The sequence below is a fragment of the Micromonospora halophytica genome (assembly GCF_900090245.1).
GTDB lineage: Bacteria > Actinomycetota > Actinomycetes > Mycobacteriales > Micromonosporaceae > Micromonospora > Micromonospora halophytica.
Genome location: NZ_FMDN01000008.1, coordinates 33798 through 50650, shown reverse-complemented (window position 1 = coordinate 50650; position 16853 = coordinate 33798). Strand labels below are relative to the sequence as shown.

14 protein-coding genes are annotated in these 16853 nt (G+C 71.4%); 9 read left to right on the top strand and 5 right to left on the bottom strand.

All coding sequences use genetic code 11. The features are described from left to right. Position 1: 1 nt before the first annotated feature. Together GA0070560_RS13635 and GA0070560_RS13630 are read left to right on the top strand one after the other, a co-directional pair. Positions 2 to 388 (top strand): DUF742 domain-containing protein, encoded by a 387-nt coding sequence (locus GA0070560_RS13635; RefSeq protein ID WP_091295948.1) that lies wholly within the window; start codon positions 2 to 4, stop codon positions 386 to 388. Beyond that, positions 369 to 971 carry a GTP-binding protein gene (locus GA0070560_RS13630; protein WP_091295944.1) on the top strand — a complete coding sequence of 201 codons (603 nt, stop codon included), beginning with the start codon at positions 369 to 371 and terminating at the stop codon, positions 969 to 971. Before GA0070560_RS13635 ends, GA0070560_RS13630 begins: the two co-directional genes overlap by 20 nt. 102 nt (positions 972 to 1073) lie before the next feature. Here the strand turns inward: GA0070560_RS13630 and GA0070560_RS13625 are convergent, their stop codons facing one another. Next, the gene (locus tag GA0070560_RS13625; protein ID WP_091295941.1) at positions 1074 to 3929 is read right to left on the bottom strand and encodes an aconitate hydratase; all 2856 of its coding nucleotides are present in this window, start codon (positions 3927 to 3929) and stop codon (positions 1074 to 1076) included. Positions 3930 to 4089: 160 nt separating this feature from the next. Here GA0070560_RS13625 and GA0070560_RS13620 point away from each other — a divergent pair, with 160 nt between their 5' ends. Further along, positions 4090 to 4449: a VOC family protein gene (locus tag GA0070560_RS13620; RefSeq protein ID WP_091295938.1), complete on the top strand. Its 360-nt coding sequence runs from the start codon at positions 4090 to 4092 to the stop codon at positions 4447 to 4449. 440 nt (positions 4450 to 4889) lie between these two features. Here GA0070560_RS13620 and GA0070560_RS13615 read toward each other — a convergent pair whose 3' ends face one another. Continuing rightward, positions 4890 to 5540 (bottom strand): C39 family peptidase, encoded by a 651-nt coding sequence (locus GA0070560_RS13615; protein ID WP_091295935.1) that lies wholly within the window; start codon positions 5538 to 5540, stop codon positions 4890 to 4892. Positions 5541 to 6037: 497 nt separating this feature from the next. On the opposite strand from GA0070560_RS13615, the gene GA0070560_RS13610 reads away from it, so the two are divergent. Then, the gene (locus GA0070560_RS13610; RefSeq protein ID WP_091295931.1) at positions 6038 to 6406 is read left to right on the top strand and encodes an ArsC/Spx/MgsR family protein; all 369 of its coding nucleotides are present in this window, start codon (positions 6038 to 6040) and stop codon (positions 6404 to 6406) included. Positions 6407 to 6502: 96 nt separating this feature from the next. On the opposite strand, the gene GA0070560_RS28690 is transcribed toward GA0070560_RS13610, so the two are convergent. Together GA0070560_RS28690 and GA0070560_RS13605 are read right to left on the bottom strand one after the other, a co-directional pair. After that, positions 6503 to 6649, bottom strand: coding sequence for a hypothetical protein (locus GA0070560_RS28690; RefSeq protein WP_170839390.1), 147 nt, complete (start codon positions 6647 to 6649; stop codon positions 6503 to 6505). A 72-nt stretch (positions 6650 to 6721) separates the two neighbouring features. Then, positions 6722 to 6901, bottom strand: a complete 180-nt coding sequence (locus tag GA0070560_RS13605) for a hypothetical protein (RefSeq protein ID WP_170839403.1) — start codon at positions 6899 to 6901, stop codon at positions 6722 to 6724. A gap of 105 nt (positions 6902 to 7006) precedes the next feature. On the opposite strand from GA0070560_RS13605, the gene GA0070560_RS13600 reads away from it, so the two are divergent. The 5 genes from GA0070560_RS13600 to pulA all read left to right on the top strand — a co-directional run bounded on the left by GA0070560_RS13600 (position 7007) and on the right by pulA (position 15539). Continuing rightward, on the top strand, positions 7007 to 7669 hold the full coding sequence (locus GA0070560_RS13600) for a hypothetical protein (RefSeq protein WP_091295924.1): 663 nt from the start codon (positions 7007 to 7009) through the stop codon (positions 7667 to 7669). A 37-nt stretch (positions 7670 to 7706) separates the two neighbouring features. Further along, positions 7707 to 8096, top strand: a complete 390-nt coding sequence (locus tag GA0070560_RS13595; protein ID WP_091295920.1) for a hypothetical protein — start codon at positions 7707 to 7709, stop codon at positions 8094 to 8096. 244 nt (positions 8097 to 8340) lie between these two features. Further along, positions 8341 to 9012, top strand: coding sequence for a cellulose binding domain-containing protein (locus GA0070560_RS13590; protein ID WP_091295916.1), 672 nt, complete (start codon positions 8341 to 8343; stop codon positions 9010 to 9012). 106 nt (positions 9013 to 9118) lie between these two features. Next, positions 9119 to 9835, top strand: coding sequence for a cellulose-binding protein (locus GA0070560_RS13585; RefSeq protein ID WP_245675508.1), 717 nt, complete (start codon positions 9119 to 9121; stop codon positions 9833 to 9835). A gap of 205 nt (positions 9836 to 10040) precedes the next feature. Next, positions 10041 to 15539, top strand: coding sequence for a pullulanase-type alpha-1,6-glucosidase (pulA, locus tag GA0070560_RS13580; protein ID WP_091295913.1), 5499 nt, complete (start codon positions 10041 to 10043; stop codon positions 15537 to 15539). A gap of 91 nt (positions 15540 to 15630) precedes the next feature. Here pulA and GA0070560_RS13575 read toward each other — a convergent pair. Continuing rightward, the coding region (locus GA0070560_RS13575; RefSeq protein WP_091296491.1) for a hypothetical protein at positions 15631 to 16853 on the bottom strand (1223 nt) is incomplete at its 5' end.

Sequence of the window (16853 nt, the reverse complement as noted above, 5' to 3'; positions counted from 1 at the left end):
GATGACGGTCGAGGGCGGTTCCACAGAGGACAGGTGGGTCGACGACCACGCGGGCCCGGTGGTCCGCCCGTACGCGGTGACCCGGGGCCGGGCCCGCCCGGTCACCGGCACGTTCGACCTGATCTCCCTGGTCACGGCGACCCGCGCGGACGTCGCCGGCGAGTCCGGGCTGGGCCCGGAGCACGTGGCGATCGTCGCGCTCTGCCAGCGGATGCAGTCCGTGGCGGAGGTCGCCGCCCACCTGGACCTGCCGGTGGGCACCGTCCGGGTCCTGCTGGGTGACCTGATGGCCCGCGACCTGGTCCAGGTCTCGCCGCCCCGGAGCAGTGCCGGCGTACCCGATGAGAGCATATTCGAGGCGGTTATCAATGGACTACGGGCACTCTGAGCGGCCGGCGGGCGCGCCCCCGCTGCCCACCGCTATCAAGATTCTGATCGCCGGCGGCTTCGGGGCGGGCAAGACGACCCTGGTCGGGGCGGTGAGCGAGACCAAGCCGCTGCGCACCGAGGAGGTGCTGACCGAGACGGGCATCGGGGTCGACGACCTGTCCGGGGTGGAGGGGAAGGCCACCACCACGGTGGCGATGGACTTCGGTCGGATCACGATCAGCCCCGACCTGGTGCTGTACCTCTTCGGCACTCCCGGGCAGGACCGGTTCTGGTTCGTCTGGGACGAGTTGGCTCTCGGGGCGATCGGCGCGGTCGTGCTGGCCGACACCCGGCGGCTGGCCGACTGCTTTCCGTCGATCGACTACTTCGAGGAGCGCGGCACGCCGTTCGTGGTGGCGGTGAACTGCTTCGAGGGGGCGCGGCGCTACCGGCTGGACGAGGTGCAGGCCGCGCTGAACCTCGACCCCGGCGTGCCGGTGGTGCTCTGCGACGCCCGGCAGCGGCAGTCCAGTCGGGACGTGCTGATCACGCTGCTGGAGCACGCGATGAAGTCGCGGGAGGCGCGCGGGCACGCGGGCTGACCGCAGCGCGACAGGGCGCCGCCCCGGTGACGACGGGTGCGGCAGGATCTGACGCGAACGGCCCCCGGTCACCGACCGGGGGCCGTTCGTCCGTGCGTCGCGTCAGCTGGCGATCATGCGGCGCAGCACGTACTGCAGGATGCCGCCGTGGCGGTAGTAGTCCGCCTCGCCCGGGGTGTCGATCCGCACCACCGCGTCGAACTCGACGCCAGTGTCCGTGGTGACCTTGACCGTACGCGGGGTCTCGCCGTCGTTCAGCGCGGTCACGCCGGAGACGGAGAAGGTCTCGGTGCCGGTGAGGCCGAGCGACTCGGCGGTGGTGTCCACCGGGAACTGCAGCGGCAGGACGCCCATGCCGATCAGGTTGGAGCGGTGGATCCGCTCGTACGACTCGGCGATGACCGCCTTCACGCCGAGCAGCATGGTGCCCTTGGCCGCCCAGTCGCGCGACGAGCCGGAGCCGTACTCCTTGCCGGCCAGGATGACCAGCGGCACGCCCGCCTCCTGGTAGGCCATCGAGGCGTCGTAGATCGAGGTCTGCTCGCCGGTCAGGTGGTTGACCGTGAAGCCGCCCTCCACACCCGGGACGAGCTGGTTGCGCAGCCGGATGTTGGCGAAGGTGCCCCGGATCATCACCTCGTGGTTGCCCCGGCGCGAGCCGTACGAGTTGAACTCGTGGCGTGGCACGCCGTGCTCGGCGAGGTACGTGCCGGCGGGGGAGTCGGCCTTGATCGAGCCGGCCGGGGAGATGTGGTCGGTGGTGACGGAGTCGCCCAGCTTGGCCAGCACCCGACCGCCACTGATGTCGGTGACAGGCGCCGGCTGGCGCCGCATGCCCTCGAAGTACGGGGGCTTGCGCACGTAGGTGGACTCGCCCTCCCAGGCGAAGGTGTCACCCGTCGGGGTGGGCAGCGACTGCCAGCGCTCGTCACCGGCGAACACGTCGGCGTACGCGGCGCTGAAGCCGGTCGCGCCGATCGCCGAGGCGATGACGTCCTGGATCTCCGCGCTGTTCGGCCAGATGTCGCGCAGGAAGACCGGGTTGCCCTGGGTGTCCTCGCCGATCGGCTCGTTGGCCAGGTCGATGTCCATCGTGCCGGCCAGCGCGTACGCGACCACCAGCGGCGGGGACGCCAGGTAGTTCATCTTGACGTCCGGGTTGATCCGGCCCTCGAAGTTCCGGTTGCCCGACAGCACGGAGACGACGGCCAGGTCGCCCTCGTTCACCGCGGCGGAGACCTCCTCCGGCAGCGGGCCGGAGTTGCCGATGCAGGTGGTGCAGCCGTAGCCGACCAGGTTGAAGCCGAGCTTCTCCAGGTACGGCGTCAGGCCGGCGCGGTCGTAGTAGTCCATGACGACCTTGGAGCCCGGGGCCAGGGTGGTCTTCACCCACGGCTTACGGGCCAGGCCCTTGTCGACCGCGTTGCGGGCGAGCAGGGCGGCGCCGATCATGACCTGCGGGTTGGAGGTGTTGGTGCAGGAGGTGATCGCGGCGATCACCACGGCGCCGTGGTCCAGCTCGTACTCGACGCCGTCGGCGCCGGTGACCCGGACCGGGTTGCTGGCGCGCCCGCCCGCGCCCACGGCGGCGGTCTCCAGGTCGCGCGGGGCGTCGGCCGGGTCGTTGACCCCGTTGGCCGGGGCGTCGCTGGCCGGGAACGACTCGGCGCTGGCCTCGTCGGCCGGGCCCTCGGTGCCGAACGGCTTCTCCAGCTGCGGCACGCCCGGCTTGCGGCCGGGGTCGCCACCGGTCTCGTCGGCGGCGACGTAGTCGGTGAGGGCGGAGCGGAACAGCGTCTTGGCGCTGCCCAGCGGCACCCGGTCCTGCGGGCGCTTCGGGCCGGCCAGGGACGGCTCGATGGTGCTCAGGTCGAGTTCCAGCCGCTCGGAGTACTCCGGCTCGTGGTCCGGGTCGTGCCAGAGGCCCTGCTCCTTGGCGTACGCCTCGACGAGCGCGACCTGCTGCGGGTCGCGGCCGGTCAGCTCCAGGTAGCGGACGGTCTCAGCGTCGATCGGGAAGATCGCCACGGTGGAGCCGTACTCCGGGGACATGTTGCCGATGGTGGCCCGGTTGGCCAGCGGCACCGCGCTCACGCCCGGGCCGTAGAACTCGACGAACTTGCCGACGACGCCGTGCTTGCGCAGCATCTCGGTGATGGTGAGCACCAGGTCGGTGGCGGTGGTGCCGGCCGGCATCTCGCCGGAGAGCTTGAAGCCGACGACCCGCGGGATGAGCATGCTGACCGGCTGGCCGAGCATCGCGGCCTCGGCCTCGATGCCGCCGACGCCCCAGCCCAGCACGCCCAGGCCGTTGACCATGGTGGTGTGCGAGTCGGTGCCGACCACGGTGTCCGGGTACGCCTGGCCGTTGCGCTCCATGATCGTACGGGCCAGGTACTCGATGTTGACCTGGTGCACGATGCCGGTGCCCGGCGGGACGACCTTGAACTCGTTGAACGCCGTCTGGCCCCAGCGCAGGAACTGGTAGCGCTCCTTGTTGCGCTCGTACTCCAGCTCGACGTTGCGCTCGAAGGCGTCCTCACGGCCGAACAGGTCGGCGATGACGGAGTGGTCGATGACCAGCTCGGCCGGCGCGAGCGGGTTGACCTTGGTGGCGTCGCCGCCGAGGTCGCGTACCGCTTCCCGCATGGTGGCCAGGTCCACGACGCAGGGGACGCCGGTGAAGTCCTGCATGAGCACCCGCGCCGGGGTGAACTGGATCTCCACGCTCGGGTCGGCGGTCGGGTCCCACCCGCCGAGCTGGCGGATGTGGTCGGCGGTGATGTTCGCGCCGTCCTCGGTCCGCAGCAGGTTCTCCAGCAGGATCTTCAGGCTGTAGGGCAGCCGGTCGTGCCCCTCCACCTTGCCGATCTTGAAAATCTCGTAGCTCGCGTCTCCGACGCGTAGCTGGGTCTTCGCACCGAAGGTGTCGAGGCTCGCCACGTCGTACTCCTTCACACCAGCGACCGTGAGTAGTCCTGAGCAGTCTGTCGCACCGGCCGGAGCGCCGCCCAGGTTAGGTGACACTTACCGCCGATTGTCGTCGTCTACAAAACCGTACGTCCGTCTTGCTATTGCTGCAACCTCGTGCCAGGGTTCGGGACGAGGAGGTGCCACCATGATCCATCACGTCCTGCTCGCCTGCCCACGCGGCTCCGAGAATGCCTCCCGGGCCTTCTACGTCGGCCTGCTCGGCATGACCGAGAAGCCCAAGCCGCCGGCCCTCGCCGCCCGCGGCGGGTGCTGGTTCACCGGGTACGGCGCGGAGCTGCACCTCGGTGTCGAGGACGACTTCCGTCCCGCCCGTAAGGCGCACCCGGCACTGCTGCGCCCCGACCTGGACGACCTCGCCGCCCGGCTCGCCGCCGCCGGCCACCCGGTCACCTGGGGTGACGGCGAACTGCCCGGCATGCGTCGCTTCCACACCCACGACGCCCACGGCAACCGCCTGGAGTTCGTCGCCCCCGTCGCCGGCTGACCCGCCGCGCTCGGGACGCCGGGTCCAGGGCGGTCTTCCCCGGATCGCCGTGAATCCCCGTCGGCGACCGGACGACGCCGCCGGTGGGCCCGCACCGCCACCGTCGGCGCTACACCCGGGGTCTGTCAGGATGGGTCGGGATACCGTGAGCGCCACGCTACGGACCTGATCGCACAAGTGGTTCAGGCCGGGAAGCCGCTGGCGGAAGCTTGATCCATCGGTGCGATCAGGTCCGTAGCATTCGCATGGTCCCCCACCCCGACCCGGACTCGGGTCATCCCGATCCGGACCGATCGCCCCACCGGGCCCCAACCCGTCGGGACGCGGGCGTGGCCCGGGGATGGTGGCCGGCGCCCGGTCGTCACACCCAGTCGCCACCGCCGGCCCGAACCGGGTACGACAAGGGCCGACCCCGTGGGGTCGGCCCTTGTCGTGGTGGGTCAGGAGGTGGAGTAGCCGCGGGTGGCGATCCAGTCGGCGAGGGTGTCGATGTCCATGTCGTAGGTGGCGGTGTTCGGGTTGGCCGAGTCGGCGATGGTGACGGTCTTGCCGTTGTCCTGGTAGCCGGTGACGGCGATGTAGTGGCCGCCTTCGAAGGAGTGGGTGCCGCCGTCGGTGTCGGTGGCGGTGCCGGCGATGTTGGCGACGATGGCGCGGCCGTTGTCGACGGTGCGCACGATGTCGGCGCGCAGGGTGTCGGTCTGCTTGGTGTCGGCCTTGCCGGTCTTGATCTCGACGCTGCGGTAGGCGTCGGTCTTGCCGGTCTCCTTGTTCAGGACGGGGGTGATGTCGTTGATGCTGTTGGTGCCGTTCTCGGTGGTGCCCATCTGCTTGGCCATGTCGTCGACGTCGATGTCCTTGCCCTGCACGCTCAGGGCGTTGCGGGTGGCGGCGGGGCCGCAGTAGTAGAAGTTGGGCTGGGCTTCGTAGTCGACCTTGAGCTGTCGTTCGCCGCCGGGCTTGCGCTCGGCCTGCACCGGCTTGTCGGTGGGGGCGGCGTGGGCGGCGAGGGCGGGGCCGGCGATGCCGCCGGCGGTGGCGGTGATGGTGATGGCGGTGAGGGCGGTCTTGCGCAGGATGTCGGTACGCATGGGGATGCTCCTTCTGCGTCAGGGGGATGCGGCAGCGCGCTGGGGGGTGGCGTGCCGCGTGCGGGGGGAAGTTCAAGGGGGGGGCGGACGGTCCGGCGGCGGTGCCTGCGCGGGGGTCCGGGGGACGCCTGGCGGCGGTGCCTGCTCGGGTGTCCGGGGGATGTAACCGATCGGGCGGGGCCCGCATTCCGGAGGTGGGGCATCGGGGATGCGGCCGATCCGACGCGTCTCGTGCGGAGAGCGCTCGTGGTTATGCCATGTACAACGCCGCGGCCCCGTCGCGGATTCCGCCGCCGGGGTGGGCCCGGCCACGGGATTCCGCAGGTCAGACCCGACATCCGGCTCGAGCCATCGCAGGTCGTAACGGACATCCGGCACGTAACCGGACGGCGGGGCCCGCAGCGGACGCGGAGCAGTTCGACCACCGCCGTCACGCGCCGCCCGGACGGACGGACCATCTACAGGGGAGGGACGTCGGGCTCTGTCACGATGTCGGCATGGAGATGTGGCACAACCCGGCCTGCTCGAAGTGCGCGGGCGCCCGCGCCAGCCTGGAGGAGGCGCGGGTGCCGGTGCGGCTGCGCGCGTACCTGGAGCAGCCACCGGACGCGGACGAGCTGCGGGACGTGCTGCGCCGGCTCGGAGCACGGGCCTGGGACGTCTGCCGTACCGGGGAGCCGGCCGCGGTGGCGCTGGGCATGGCCGGCTGGGCCCGCGACGACGCGACCGAGCCACGCTGGATCGAGGCGATGGTGGCCCACCCCGAGCTGATCCAGCGTCCGATCCTGCTGCTCGACGACGGGAGCGCGCTGGTCGGCCGTACCCCGGACGCGCTCGACGAGGCGGTCCGCCGCGCCCACGGGTGAGCCGGGTCGGCGAATCGGCGGGCGGGCGCGGGCCGACGTGGAGCGCGCCGGCCCCCGGCGGCAGGTCCTCGACGGGACCGCCGCCGAGCAGGATCGTCAGGGCGACGGCGAGCCCGACCGGCTGGCAGTCACCAGCAGCACCAGCCCGCCGACGAGCACCAGCGCACCAGCGCGTCGGCGCCGCCGGGCGTCGGTGTCGCCGGGTACCTGGCGCAGCGTCTCCCACCCCAGGAAGTCGGGCACCGGTGTCTCCCCGTCGTCGCAGCGGAGCCCGAGGGTAGGGCGACGCGGCAACCCGCCGACGCGGGGGCCCGGTCAGGCCGGCCCGTCGCCCGGCGTGCCGCTCCCGGCGGCCTGCGCGTGCCGCTCCCGCAACCGGTCCCGGATCTCCTCCGGGGTGTACGCCCGGCGGCGTCGCTCGGCGCGGGCGATGACCACGCCGGACGCCGCGACGCCGGCCAGACCGGCCAATCCGAGGATCTTCCACCACCGCATCCGTTGCCGCATCGGCCTAGGGTAGTGCTCCATGAGCGAGCGCAGCGAGCGATGCGCCGGCACGCGACGCCTGGTGCCGGTGGCCGGCGTGGGCGGGGCGGCGGCATGAGCATCAGCCTGGACGAGGCCGTCGAGCTGACCCGGACCGGGGATGTCTGGGTGTTCCGGGGCCGTAGCGTGCCCGACCGGGCCATCCAACTGACCACCAACAGCCCGGTCAACCACGTCGGCATGGCCGTGGTGCTGGACGACATGCCGCCGCTGATGTGGCACGCCGAACTGGGCCGGTCGCTGCCGGACATGTGGACGGGCACCCACCAGCGCGGCGTGCAGTTGCACGACCTGCGCGACGCGGTCTGCGTCTGGGCCAACCGGTACGGCCAGCGCGCCTGGCTGCGCCAGCTCGAACCGGCGGCCGGGCCCGACCGGGAGGAGGCGGTGCTGCGGACGATCGCCCGGCTGGACGGCACGCCGTTCCCGAGCACCGCCCAGCTCGCCTGGCGGTGGGCCCGGGGCCGGGTGCCGCAGGTCCGGCTGCCGCTGCCCGGCCGGCCCGACCGGCGGGGCACGTCCCTGCCGGACCGGGCGCTGGAGACCGCGTACTGCGCCGAGGTGGTGGCGGTGACCTACGAGGCGATGGGGCTGCTCCCGCCCGGCCGGCGCCCCAACTGGTACGACCCGGGCCGGTTCTGGAGCGGCGACGACCTGGACCTGACCGACGGCGCCCGGCTCGGCGCGGAGATCGAGGTGCGCGTCCCGCCGCGCTGAGGTTTGCCGATGCCCGCCGGTGGCTATCAGTGAGCCCGTGAGAGCCTCCACCGATCTCGACACGCTGACCGACTTCTTCGACCGGTACGGCGTGGCGCTCACCGCCGGCGACGTGCCCGCCATCGCCGGCTGCTACGCCCTGCCGGGGCTGGTGGTGGCCGACACCTACAGCTTCTCGTTCAGCACCATGGCCGCCGTCGCGCTCTCGTTCGTCGGCGCGGCGCCCGACTACCAGGAGCGTGAGCTGGTCGCGGCGAACGCCCTGATCGAGGACGTGGAGCCGGTCTCCGCGCTGCTCACGATGGTGGCCGTGCAGTGGGAGTTCCTGGACAGCCAGGGTCGGGCGGTGCCCGGCGAGCGGTACCGATACCTGTTACGCACCACCGATGCCGGGCCGGTCATCTGCACCGTCGTCCGCACCGCCTGACCGACGGCCGTCCTCGACGCCGGTCGGGCCCGGGCAGCGGGCCGGTGCCGGGTCCACAGTCGGCCGGGAACCGGGACGCTCACCGGCGTCCGGACGGGCGTGCCCTGTTCAGGCCCGAAGTGGTCAGCTGCGGCCATCCGTTTTCCTGGACCGGTCGGCCCTACGGACGGTACCCGGCGGGTCCACTGCGAACCACGCGGGTCACTGGCTAGGCTGGCGCGTCTGCTCGGACTAGGGGGCCTTCATGTTCGACCGCTCGGCCGCACGGTCCGGCGCGCGATCCGCACCGGCCCTGCTGGCGTCGATGCCGTGGATCGTCGTGCTGCTCGGTGTCGGCCTGCTGGCCGTCCTGCTGCTCTTCGCGACGTTGTCGTTCCGTGGCGCCGAGCACCAGGCGGCACCGGAGCCAGCGCCGCCGATGTACCTGCCGCGGCTGCCCGCCACCCCAGCCGCCGTGGCGAGCACCGACACTCCGCTGGTCGCGGCCGGGGCCACCCGGTCACCGAGCGTCACTCCTACGCCGTCTCGGAGCGTCACCTCACCCCGGCCGACTGTTTCCCCGTCGAGCAGCCGTAGGGCGGGCGCGGGCGGCTCCGGCCGGATGACCGCCGCCTACCGGGCCACCTCCAGCGACCGCGACTCGTTCGCCGCGACCCTGACGGTGCGCAACGGCACCGGCAGCGCGCAGGAGTGGGAGGTGGAACTGCTCTTCACCGGCAACGTCAAGTCGATCCGGGCGTCGGCGGCCACCGGGGTGTCGGTCCGTACGCGGGGCAGCGGCTGGTTCGTGCTGCGCGGCACGAGGCCGCTGCCGGCGGGGGAGAGTGTCGTGGTGTCGATGACGTTCGGCCGTACCGGCAGCGGTGACCGTCCGGGCCGGTGCACCGTCAACGGCGCCGCCTGCACGATCGGTTGACCTTTTCCGCCCCGGTCGTACTGTTAGGACACTTAGTGGGAGTCGGGCTCTTTCCGGCATTGCCGATCATCGCTACGCTCTCGGACAGCACCTGAGAAGGAGGGGCATGTCCGGCAGACGTCACGCGCGATCGCCGCTCGGCGGTCTGCTGCAGATGGCACGGTCCCCCTGGATCGTGGTGGCGGCCGGGGTGGTGGCCCTGGTGGCCCTGCAGGTGGTGGCGCTGCTGGCGGTCCCAGGACGGGACCGGGTCGACGCCGCGCCCGAGCCGGCGCCGACCCTGGCGCTGCCGGACCTGCCACCACCGACGTCACCGACCCGGGTCGCGGCGACGCTGTCGATGCCGGTGGTCCCCGGTCTGTCCCCCCGTCGCACCGAGCCGCCGCCAGGTGTCGCGGACGGCAACGGTACGCAGGCTCCGCCCGGGTACGACGACGCCGTCCCGCCGGGCGTGACCCTGCCGCCGGCCCCACCCCCCGCTCCCGCGCCTCCGGCCCCCGCGCCGTCGGTGGCCGGCCGGTACAGCAAGCTCAACGACTACGGCGACGCCTTCATCGGCGAGGTGCTGCTGACCAGCGCCGCGTCCGGTTCCCGGTCCTGGACGGTCCGGCTGGTGTTGCCCCGTGGCCGGCTGGTCACTGCGTGGATCGAGGGCGCCCCGCAGGGGACCGCCCGGATGAACGACGGCGTCTTCACGTACACCAGCGGGGTGGACCTGGGCGGCCGTTCCTCGGTCCCGCTGCGGTTCCACTTCGAACACACCGCCGGGGTCAACCGTCCGAGCAGCTGCACGGTCGACGGGCTCGGCTGCTCCGGGCTCTGACTTCCCGCTGCCGCCGCCCCGCCGACGACGTCGGCCGGGCGGCGGCTTCGTCTGTCGGTAGCGCACGGTGACGGCGGATTCGCCCTGCCGCGACGCCATGTTTCGCAAGAGCACTGCTTTGTTGCGACACCGTTTGCAAGGTATTGCAGAATGTTTCGGCAAGAGCTAGCGTGCGGGCGAATCAACGACCAGAGGAAGGCCGTCGATGAAACCCCCGCCGATATCCCGCAAGGCGCTGTTCGCCTTGATCTCCACACTTACCCTCGCCCTCGTCGGCGTCCCGGTCGCCGTCCAGCAGCTCGGCGCGGACGCCACCGACCGCTCCACCGGCACCGACCCCCTCGCCGCCGCCGGCGCCGTCCAGTGGCGTACCGAGCCCTCCGCGGACGCCCTGCTCAAGGCCGGCGCGAGCAAGGGGAAGGCGGAGCAGTTCTACTTCGTCCTGCCGGACCGCTTTGCCAACGGCGACAAGCGCAACGACAAGGGCGGACTGACCGGTGACCGGCTCAGCACCGGCTGGGACCCGAAGGACAAGGGCTTCTACCACGGTGGCGACCTCAAGGGGGTGATGGACAAGCTCGACTACATCGAGGGGATGGGGACGACCGCCATCTGGCTCGCCCCGGTCTTCAAGAACCGGCCCGTGCAGGGCAGCGGCACCGACGTCTCCGCCGGCTACCACGGTTACTGGATCACCGACTTCACCCAGGTCGACCCGCACTTCGGCACCAACGCGGACCTGAAGAAGCTGGTCAAGCTCGCCCACCAGCGGGGCATCAAGGTCTACCTCGACGTCATCGTCAACCACACCGCCGACGTCATCAAGTACGCCGAGGACAAGTACACCTACGTCGACAAGAAGACCGCGCCGTACTCCGACTCCAGGGGCCGGGCCTTCGAGGACCGCAACTACGCCGACGGCACCCGGGGCTTCCCCGACGTGGACACGACGTCGTTCCCGTACACGCCCACCTTCGCCAACGCGGCCGACGCGAAGGTCAAGGTGCCGGCCTGGCTGAACGACCCGACGATGTACCACAACCGAGGTGACTCGACCTTCGCGGGCGAGAACAGCGAGTACGGCGACTTCTTCGGCCTGGACGACCTCTGGACCGAGCGGCCCGAGGTGGTGCGCGGCCTGACCAAGGTCTACGGCGACTGGGTGGAGTCCACCGGCGTGGACGGCTTCCGCCTCGACACCGTCAAGCACGCCAACCTCGACTTCTGGCCGCAGTTCAGCCAGGGCATCGAGCGCCGCGCCGAGTCTGCGGGCAAGAAGGACTTCTTCATGTTCGGCGAGGTGTACAGCGCCGACCAGGAGGTCACCTCGACGTACGTGCGCCGCGGCGGGCTGCCCGCCACCCTCGACTTCTCCTTCCAGGAGGCCGCGCGCGGCTACACCGCCGCCGACGGCTCCGCGAAGGCGCTCGCCGACGTGTACGCCCGCGACGACCTCTACGCCGCCCGGGACACCAACGCCAACCGGCTGACCACCTTCCTCGGCAACCACGACATGGGCCGGATCGGCTCGTTCATCGCGGCCACCGGCGGCGACGACGCGAGCCAGCTGCGCCGCAGCCAGCTCGCCCACCAGCTGATGTTCCTCACCCGTGGGCAGCCCGTCGTCTACTCCGGCGACGAGCAGGGCTTCACCGGCCCCGGCGGGGACAAGGACGCCCGGCAGGACATGTTCGCCAGCAAGGTGGCGGACTACCTCGACGACGACCTGATCGGCACCACCCGCACCCACGCCGGCGACCAGTACGACGTCGGCCACCCGCTGTACCGCACCATCTCCGAGCTGGGCAGGCTCCGCGCCGCCCACGCCGGGCTGCGCGACGGCGTCCAGGTGACCCGGCACGCCGCCGACGGCCCGGGCGTCTTCGCCTTCTCCCGGATCTCCCCGGCGGACCGCACCGAGTACGTGGTGGCCGTAAACAACGCCGCCACCGAGCAGACTGTCACGGTGGACACCTGGTCGCCCGGCACCACCTTCACCGGTATCTACGGCGGCACCGCCACCCCGGCTGCCGGAGCCGACGGCAAGCTCGGCCTGAGCGTGCCGGCGATGTCGGCCGTGGTGTTCAAGGCCGGCGCGGCGATCCCGCAGGCCTCCGACACCCCGAAGATCACCATCACCGGGCCGGGTGACGAGCCGGTCGCCACCAGGGCCGCCGTCACCGCCGAGGTCACCGGCGACCCCCTCGCGACCGTCACCTTCGCCGCCCGGGTCCCCGGCGGCAGGTGGACCCTGCTGGGCAGCGCGCACAAGGCCCCGTACACCGTGCACCACGACCTGACCGGCCTGCCCGGCGGGACGAAGGTCGAGTACAAGGCCGTCGTCCGCGACGGCAAGGGACGAACCGCCAGCACCCGCTCCGGCGGGATCGTCGGCACCCCGGCCCAGGGCGCATCCCGGGACTGGGTGGTCGTGCACTACCAGCGCCCGGCCGGTGGGTACGACGACTGGGGCCTCTACACCTGGGGCGACATCGACCCTGCGTACGCCACCGAGTGGCCCAAAGGGCAGCCGTTCGCGGGTGCGGACTCCTACGGCCGGTTCGCCTGGGTCAAGCTGAAGCCGGGCGCGAAGTCCGTCGGCTTCCTCGTGGTCGACTCCGACGGGAACAAGGACGTCGCGAACGACCGCACCATCGACGTGACGCAGACCGGTGAGGTCTGGGTCAAGCAGGGCGACCCGACGCTCTACCCGACCCGGCAGGCCGCGACCGGCGAGCCGGACCCGGCGGTCGACGAGGGCACCGCGCTGATCCACTGGCGTAAGGCCGACAACGACTACGACGGGTGGGGCCTGCACCTCTGGGACGGCGCCGCCAACCCGACCGACTGGGCCAGGCCGCTCGCCCCGGAGAAGGTCGACTCCTTCGGCGCGGTCTTCCGGGTGCCGTTGACCCCGGGTGCGACCGGGCTCAGCTACATCATCCACAAGGGGGACGTGAAGGATCATCCCGAGGACCAGCGGCTGGACTTCGCCGGCGCCGGGCGGGAGGTCTGGCTGCTCGCCGGGGTCAAGGGCCGGCTGCTGCCGTCGACCTCCTCCGGCCCCGCCAGGGACCTGGACGTCACCAAGCAGAAGGCGCAGTGGATCGACCGGTCCACCGTCGCCTGGCAGACCGGCCCGACCGACGGCAAGCAGTACGCCCTGGTCGCCGCCCCGAGCGGTGGCCTGACCATCACCGACGGCGAGCTGTCCGGGACGTACACCTCGCTGCCGCTGCGGGCGCAGCGCAACGGGCTCACCGAGGCCCAGCGCGCGGCCTTCCCGCACCTGTGGGCCCACCGCGCCTTCACGCTGGGCCGGGCCGACCTGGCCAAGGTGCCGGCGGCGCTGCGCGGGCAACTTGTGGTGACCGAGCGGGACACCGAGGGCACGCTGCTCGGCGCGACCGGCGTGCAGATCCCGGGCGTGCTCGACGACGTCTACCGCTCCGCCACCGGGGCGCGGCTCGGCGCGACGTTCGCCGGCCGGGTGCCCACCCTCGCCGTCTGGGCGCCGACCGCCCGGAACGTGTCGCTGCAACTCTTCGACACCCCGACGGCGCAGCCGCGGACCGTGGCGATGAGCCGCAACGACCGCACCGGCGTCTGGTCGGTGCGTGGCAGCCGCGACTGGACCGGCAGGTACTACCGCTACCAGGTCGAGGCCTGGCAGCCGGCGGCGCAGAAGATGGTCACCGCCGCGGTGACCGACCCGTACTCGGTGGCGCTCGCGCCGGACTCGACGCACAGCCAGATCGTCGACCTCAGCGATCCGTCGCTGGCCCCGGCCGGCTGGTCGAAGCTGCGCAAGCCGCCGGCCGTGCCGCCGACGAAGGCGCAGATCTCCGAGCTGTCGGTGCGGGACTTCTCCATCGCCGACAGCACCGTGCCGGCCGAGCGGCGGGGCACCTACCTCGCCTTCACCGACCAGGACACGGCGGGCATGAAGCACCTCAAGGCGCTCGGCGACGCCGGGGTCAACTACCTGCACCTGCTCCCGTCGTTCGACTTCGCCACCATCCCCGAACGCCGCGCCGACCAGCAGCAGCCCGCCTGTGACCTGGCGAAGCTGCCGCCGGACTCGGCCGAGCAGCAGAAGTGCGTCGCGGCGGTGGCCGGGTCCGACGGTTACAACTGGGGGTACGACCCGCTGCACTACACCGTGCCGGAGGGCGGTTACGCCGTCGACCCGGCCGGGGCGAAGCGGACCACCGAGTTCCGGCAGATGGTCGCCGGGGTCAACGGCGCCGGCCTGCGGGTGGTGATGGACGTCGTCTACAACCACACCTCGGCCTCCGGCAACGACCCGAAGTCGGTGCTGGACCAGGTGGTGCCGGGCTACTATCACCGGCTGCTGTCCGACGGTACCGTCGCCAACTCGACCTGCTGCGCCAACACCGCCCCCGAGCACGCCATGATGGGCAAGCTGGTGGTGGACTCGCTGGTCACCTGGGCGAAGCAGTACAAGGTGGACGGCTTCCGGTTCGACCTGATGGGTCACCACCCGAAGGCGAACATCCTGGCCGTACGCAAGGCGCTGAACGAGCTGACCCTGGCCCGCGACGGCGTGGACGGCAGGAAGATCCTGCTCTACGGCGAGGGCTGGAACTTCGGCGAGGTCGCCGACGACGCCCGGTTCGTGCAGGCCACCCAGGCCAACATGGCCGGCACCGGCATCGGCACCTTCAACGACCGGCTCCGGGACGCGGTGCGCGGCGGCGGCCCGTTCGACGGCAACCCGCGGATCCAGGGCTTCGCCTCGGGCCTCTGGACCGACCCGAACGGCGACGACGTCAACGGGACGGCTGGGGAGCAGAAGGCCCGGCTGCTGCACTACCAGGACCTGATCAAGGTGGGTCTGACCGGCAACCTGAAGGGTTACCGCTTCACCGACTCGTCGGGCAGGCGGGTCACCGGCGCCCAGGTGGACTACAACGGCTCCCCGGCCGGCTACACCGCCGCGCCGGGCGAGGCGGTCACCTACGTCGACGCGCACGACAACGAGATCCTGTACGACGCGCTGGCGTACAAGCTGCCGCAGGGCACCTCGGCGACCGACCGGTCCCGGATGCAGGTGCTGGCGCTGGCCACCACCGCCCTCGGGCAGGGGACGGGCTTCGTGACCACCGGCACCGAGCGGCTGCGCTCGAAGTCGCTGGACCGCAACTCCTACAACTCGGGGGACTGGTTCAACCAGATCCGCTGGGACTGCGCCCAGGGCAACGGGTTCGGCGCCGGACTCCCGCCCGAGCAGGACAACAAGGACAAGTGGTCGTACGCGAAGCCGCTGCTGGCCGACGGGAGGCTGGTCCCGGACTGTGCGGCGATCAACCTGACCGACGCCCGGTACGCGGAACTGCTGAAGATCCGTGACTCCTCGCCGGTGTTCGGTCTGCCCACCGCCGATCAGGTGCAGAGGCGGGTCGCCTTCCCGCTCTCCGGCGCCAGGGAGACTCCGGGTGTGCTGACCATGACCCTGGACGCCCGCGGGCTGGACGGCAGGTGGAAGTCGGTCACCGTCGTCTTCAACGCCACGCCGGAGGCGGTGAAGCAGCAGGTGACCGGCCTGCGTGGGGCGGACGTGGCATTGCACCCGGTGCTCGCCACCTCGGCCGACCCGGTGCTGCGGACGGCCTCGTTCGAGCGGGCCAGCGGCACGTTCACCGTGCCGGCCCGCAGCGTGGCGGTCTTCGTCCAGAAGTAGGCGCTCGCACGGTCCGGCCCCCTTCCGCGACATCGGAAGGGGGCCGGACCTCGTTGCGGGTCAGCCGGAGTCGTTCCGGCCGGTCACCGGTTCAGTTGGCGCAGCCGGTGACGTTGACGCAGTTGCGTGGTTCGTTGTTGCGGATGATGGTTTTGTCGTCGATGGTGACGTCGTTGGTGTTGTTGTCGTTGAAGATGCCGCCGGCGCCGGTGGTGGGGCTGCCGGTCTCGGCGGCGAAGTTGTAGATGATGGTGCTCTTGCGGACGGTGAGGACGCCGTTGTTGTTGTCGTTGTAGATGGCGCCGCCCTCTTCGGCGTGGTTGCCCTTGAACTCGGTGTCGAAGAGGTTCAGGGTTTCGTCGTTGTAGAGGCCGCCGCCGTTGTCGCCGGCGGTGTTGTCGAGGAACTTGGCGTGCTTGACGGTGGCGATGCTGGTGCTGTCGTGTTCGATGCCGCCGCCGTTGTCGGTGGCCTTGTTGTCGGCGACGACGACGTATTCCAGGGACATGACGGAGTTGCCGTTGGTGGAGATGGCGCCGCCGTCGTCGCCGGCGACGTTGCCGGCGAGCTTGGTGCGGATGACGGTGAGGTGGGCGGTGTCGATGGTTTCGATGCCGCCGCCGTCGTGGGTGGCCTTGTTGTTGAGGATCTGGCTGTGGGTGACGGTGGTCCTGCCGTTGTCGCGGTTGGCGATGGCGCCGCCGTTGCCGCCGGTGCCGGTGCTGGTGGCGGTGTTGTCGGCCAGTTCCGAGTCGTGCACGGCCAGGGTGCCTTCGTTGTAGATGGCGCCGCCGTTGCCGCCGGGGGTGCCGGTGCCGCGGGCGTGGTTGTCGGCCAGGACGCTCTTGTGGATCTCGACGTCGCCGAGGTTGTAGATGGCGCCGCCGTTGCCGCCGGTGGCGCCGACGCCGGTGGCCCGGTTGTCGACCAGCTTGGTGTGCTTGAGCACGGCCCGGCCGCCCTCCTGCACGAACAGGGCGCCGCCGTTGGCGCCGTTGGGCTGCAGCGGCGGTGGTGAGGTGACCTGGCCTCCCCTGAGGGTGAGGTCCTTGAGGATGAGTTCGCCGCCGGAGAGGACCTCGAAGAACCGGAACAGCTCGCTGCCGTCGTGGACCAGCTTGGAGTTGTGCCCGAGCAGGACGATGCGCTCGTCGATGGCGGGGAAGGCGTTGGTGGCGGTCTGCTCGGTGAGCTTGTAATCGCAGTCCTTGGCCAGCCGGAACACCCCGCCGTTGTCCTCGTTGGCCCGGTTCACCGCCTCGACCAGCACGTCGCTGTCACACGGCAACTGCCTGGCCGGACCGTACTCGTCCT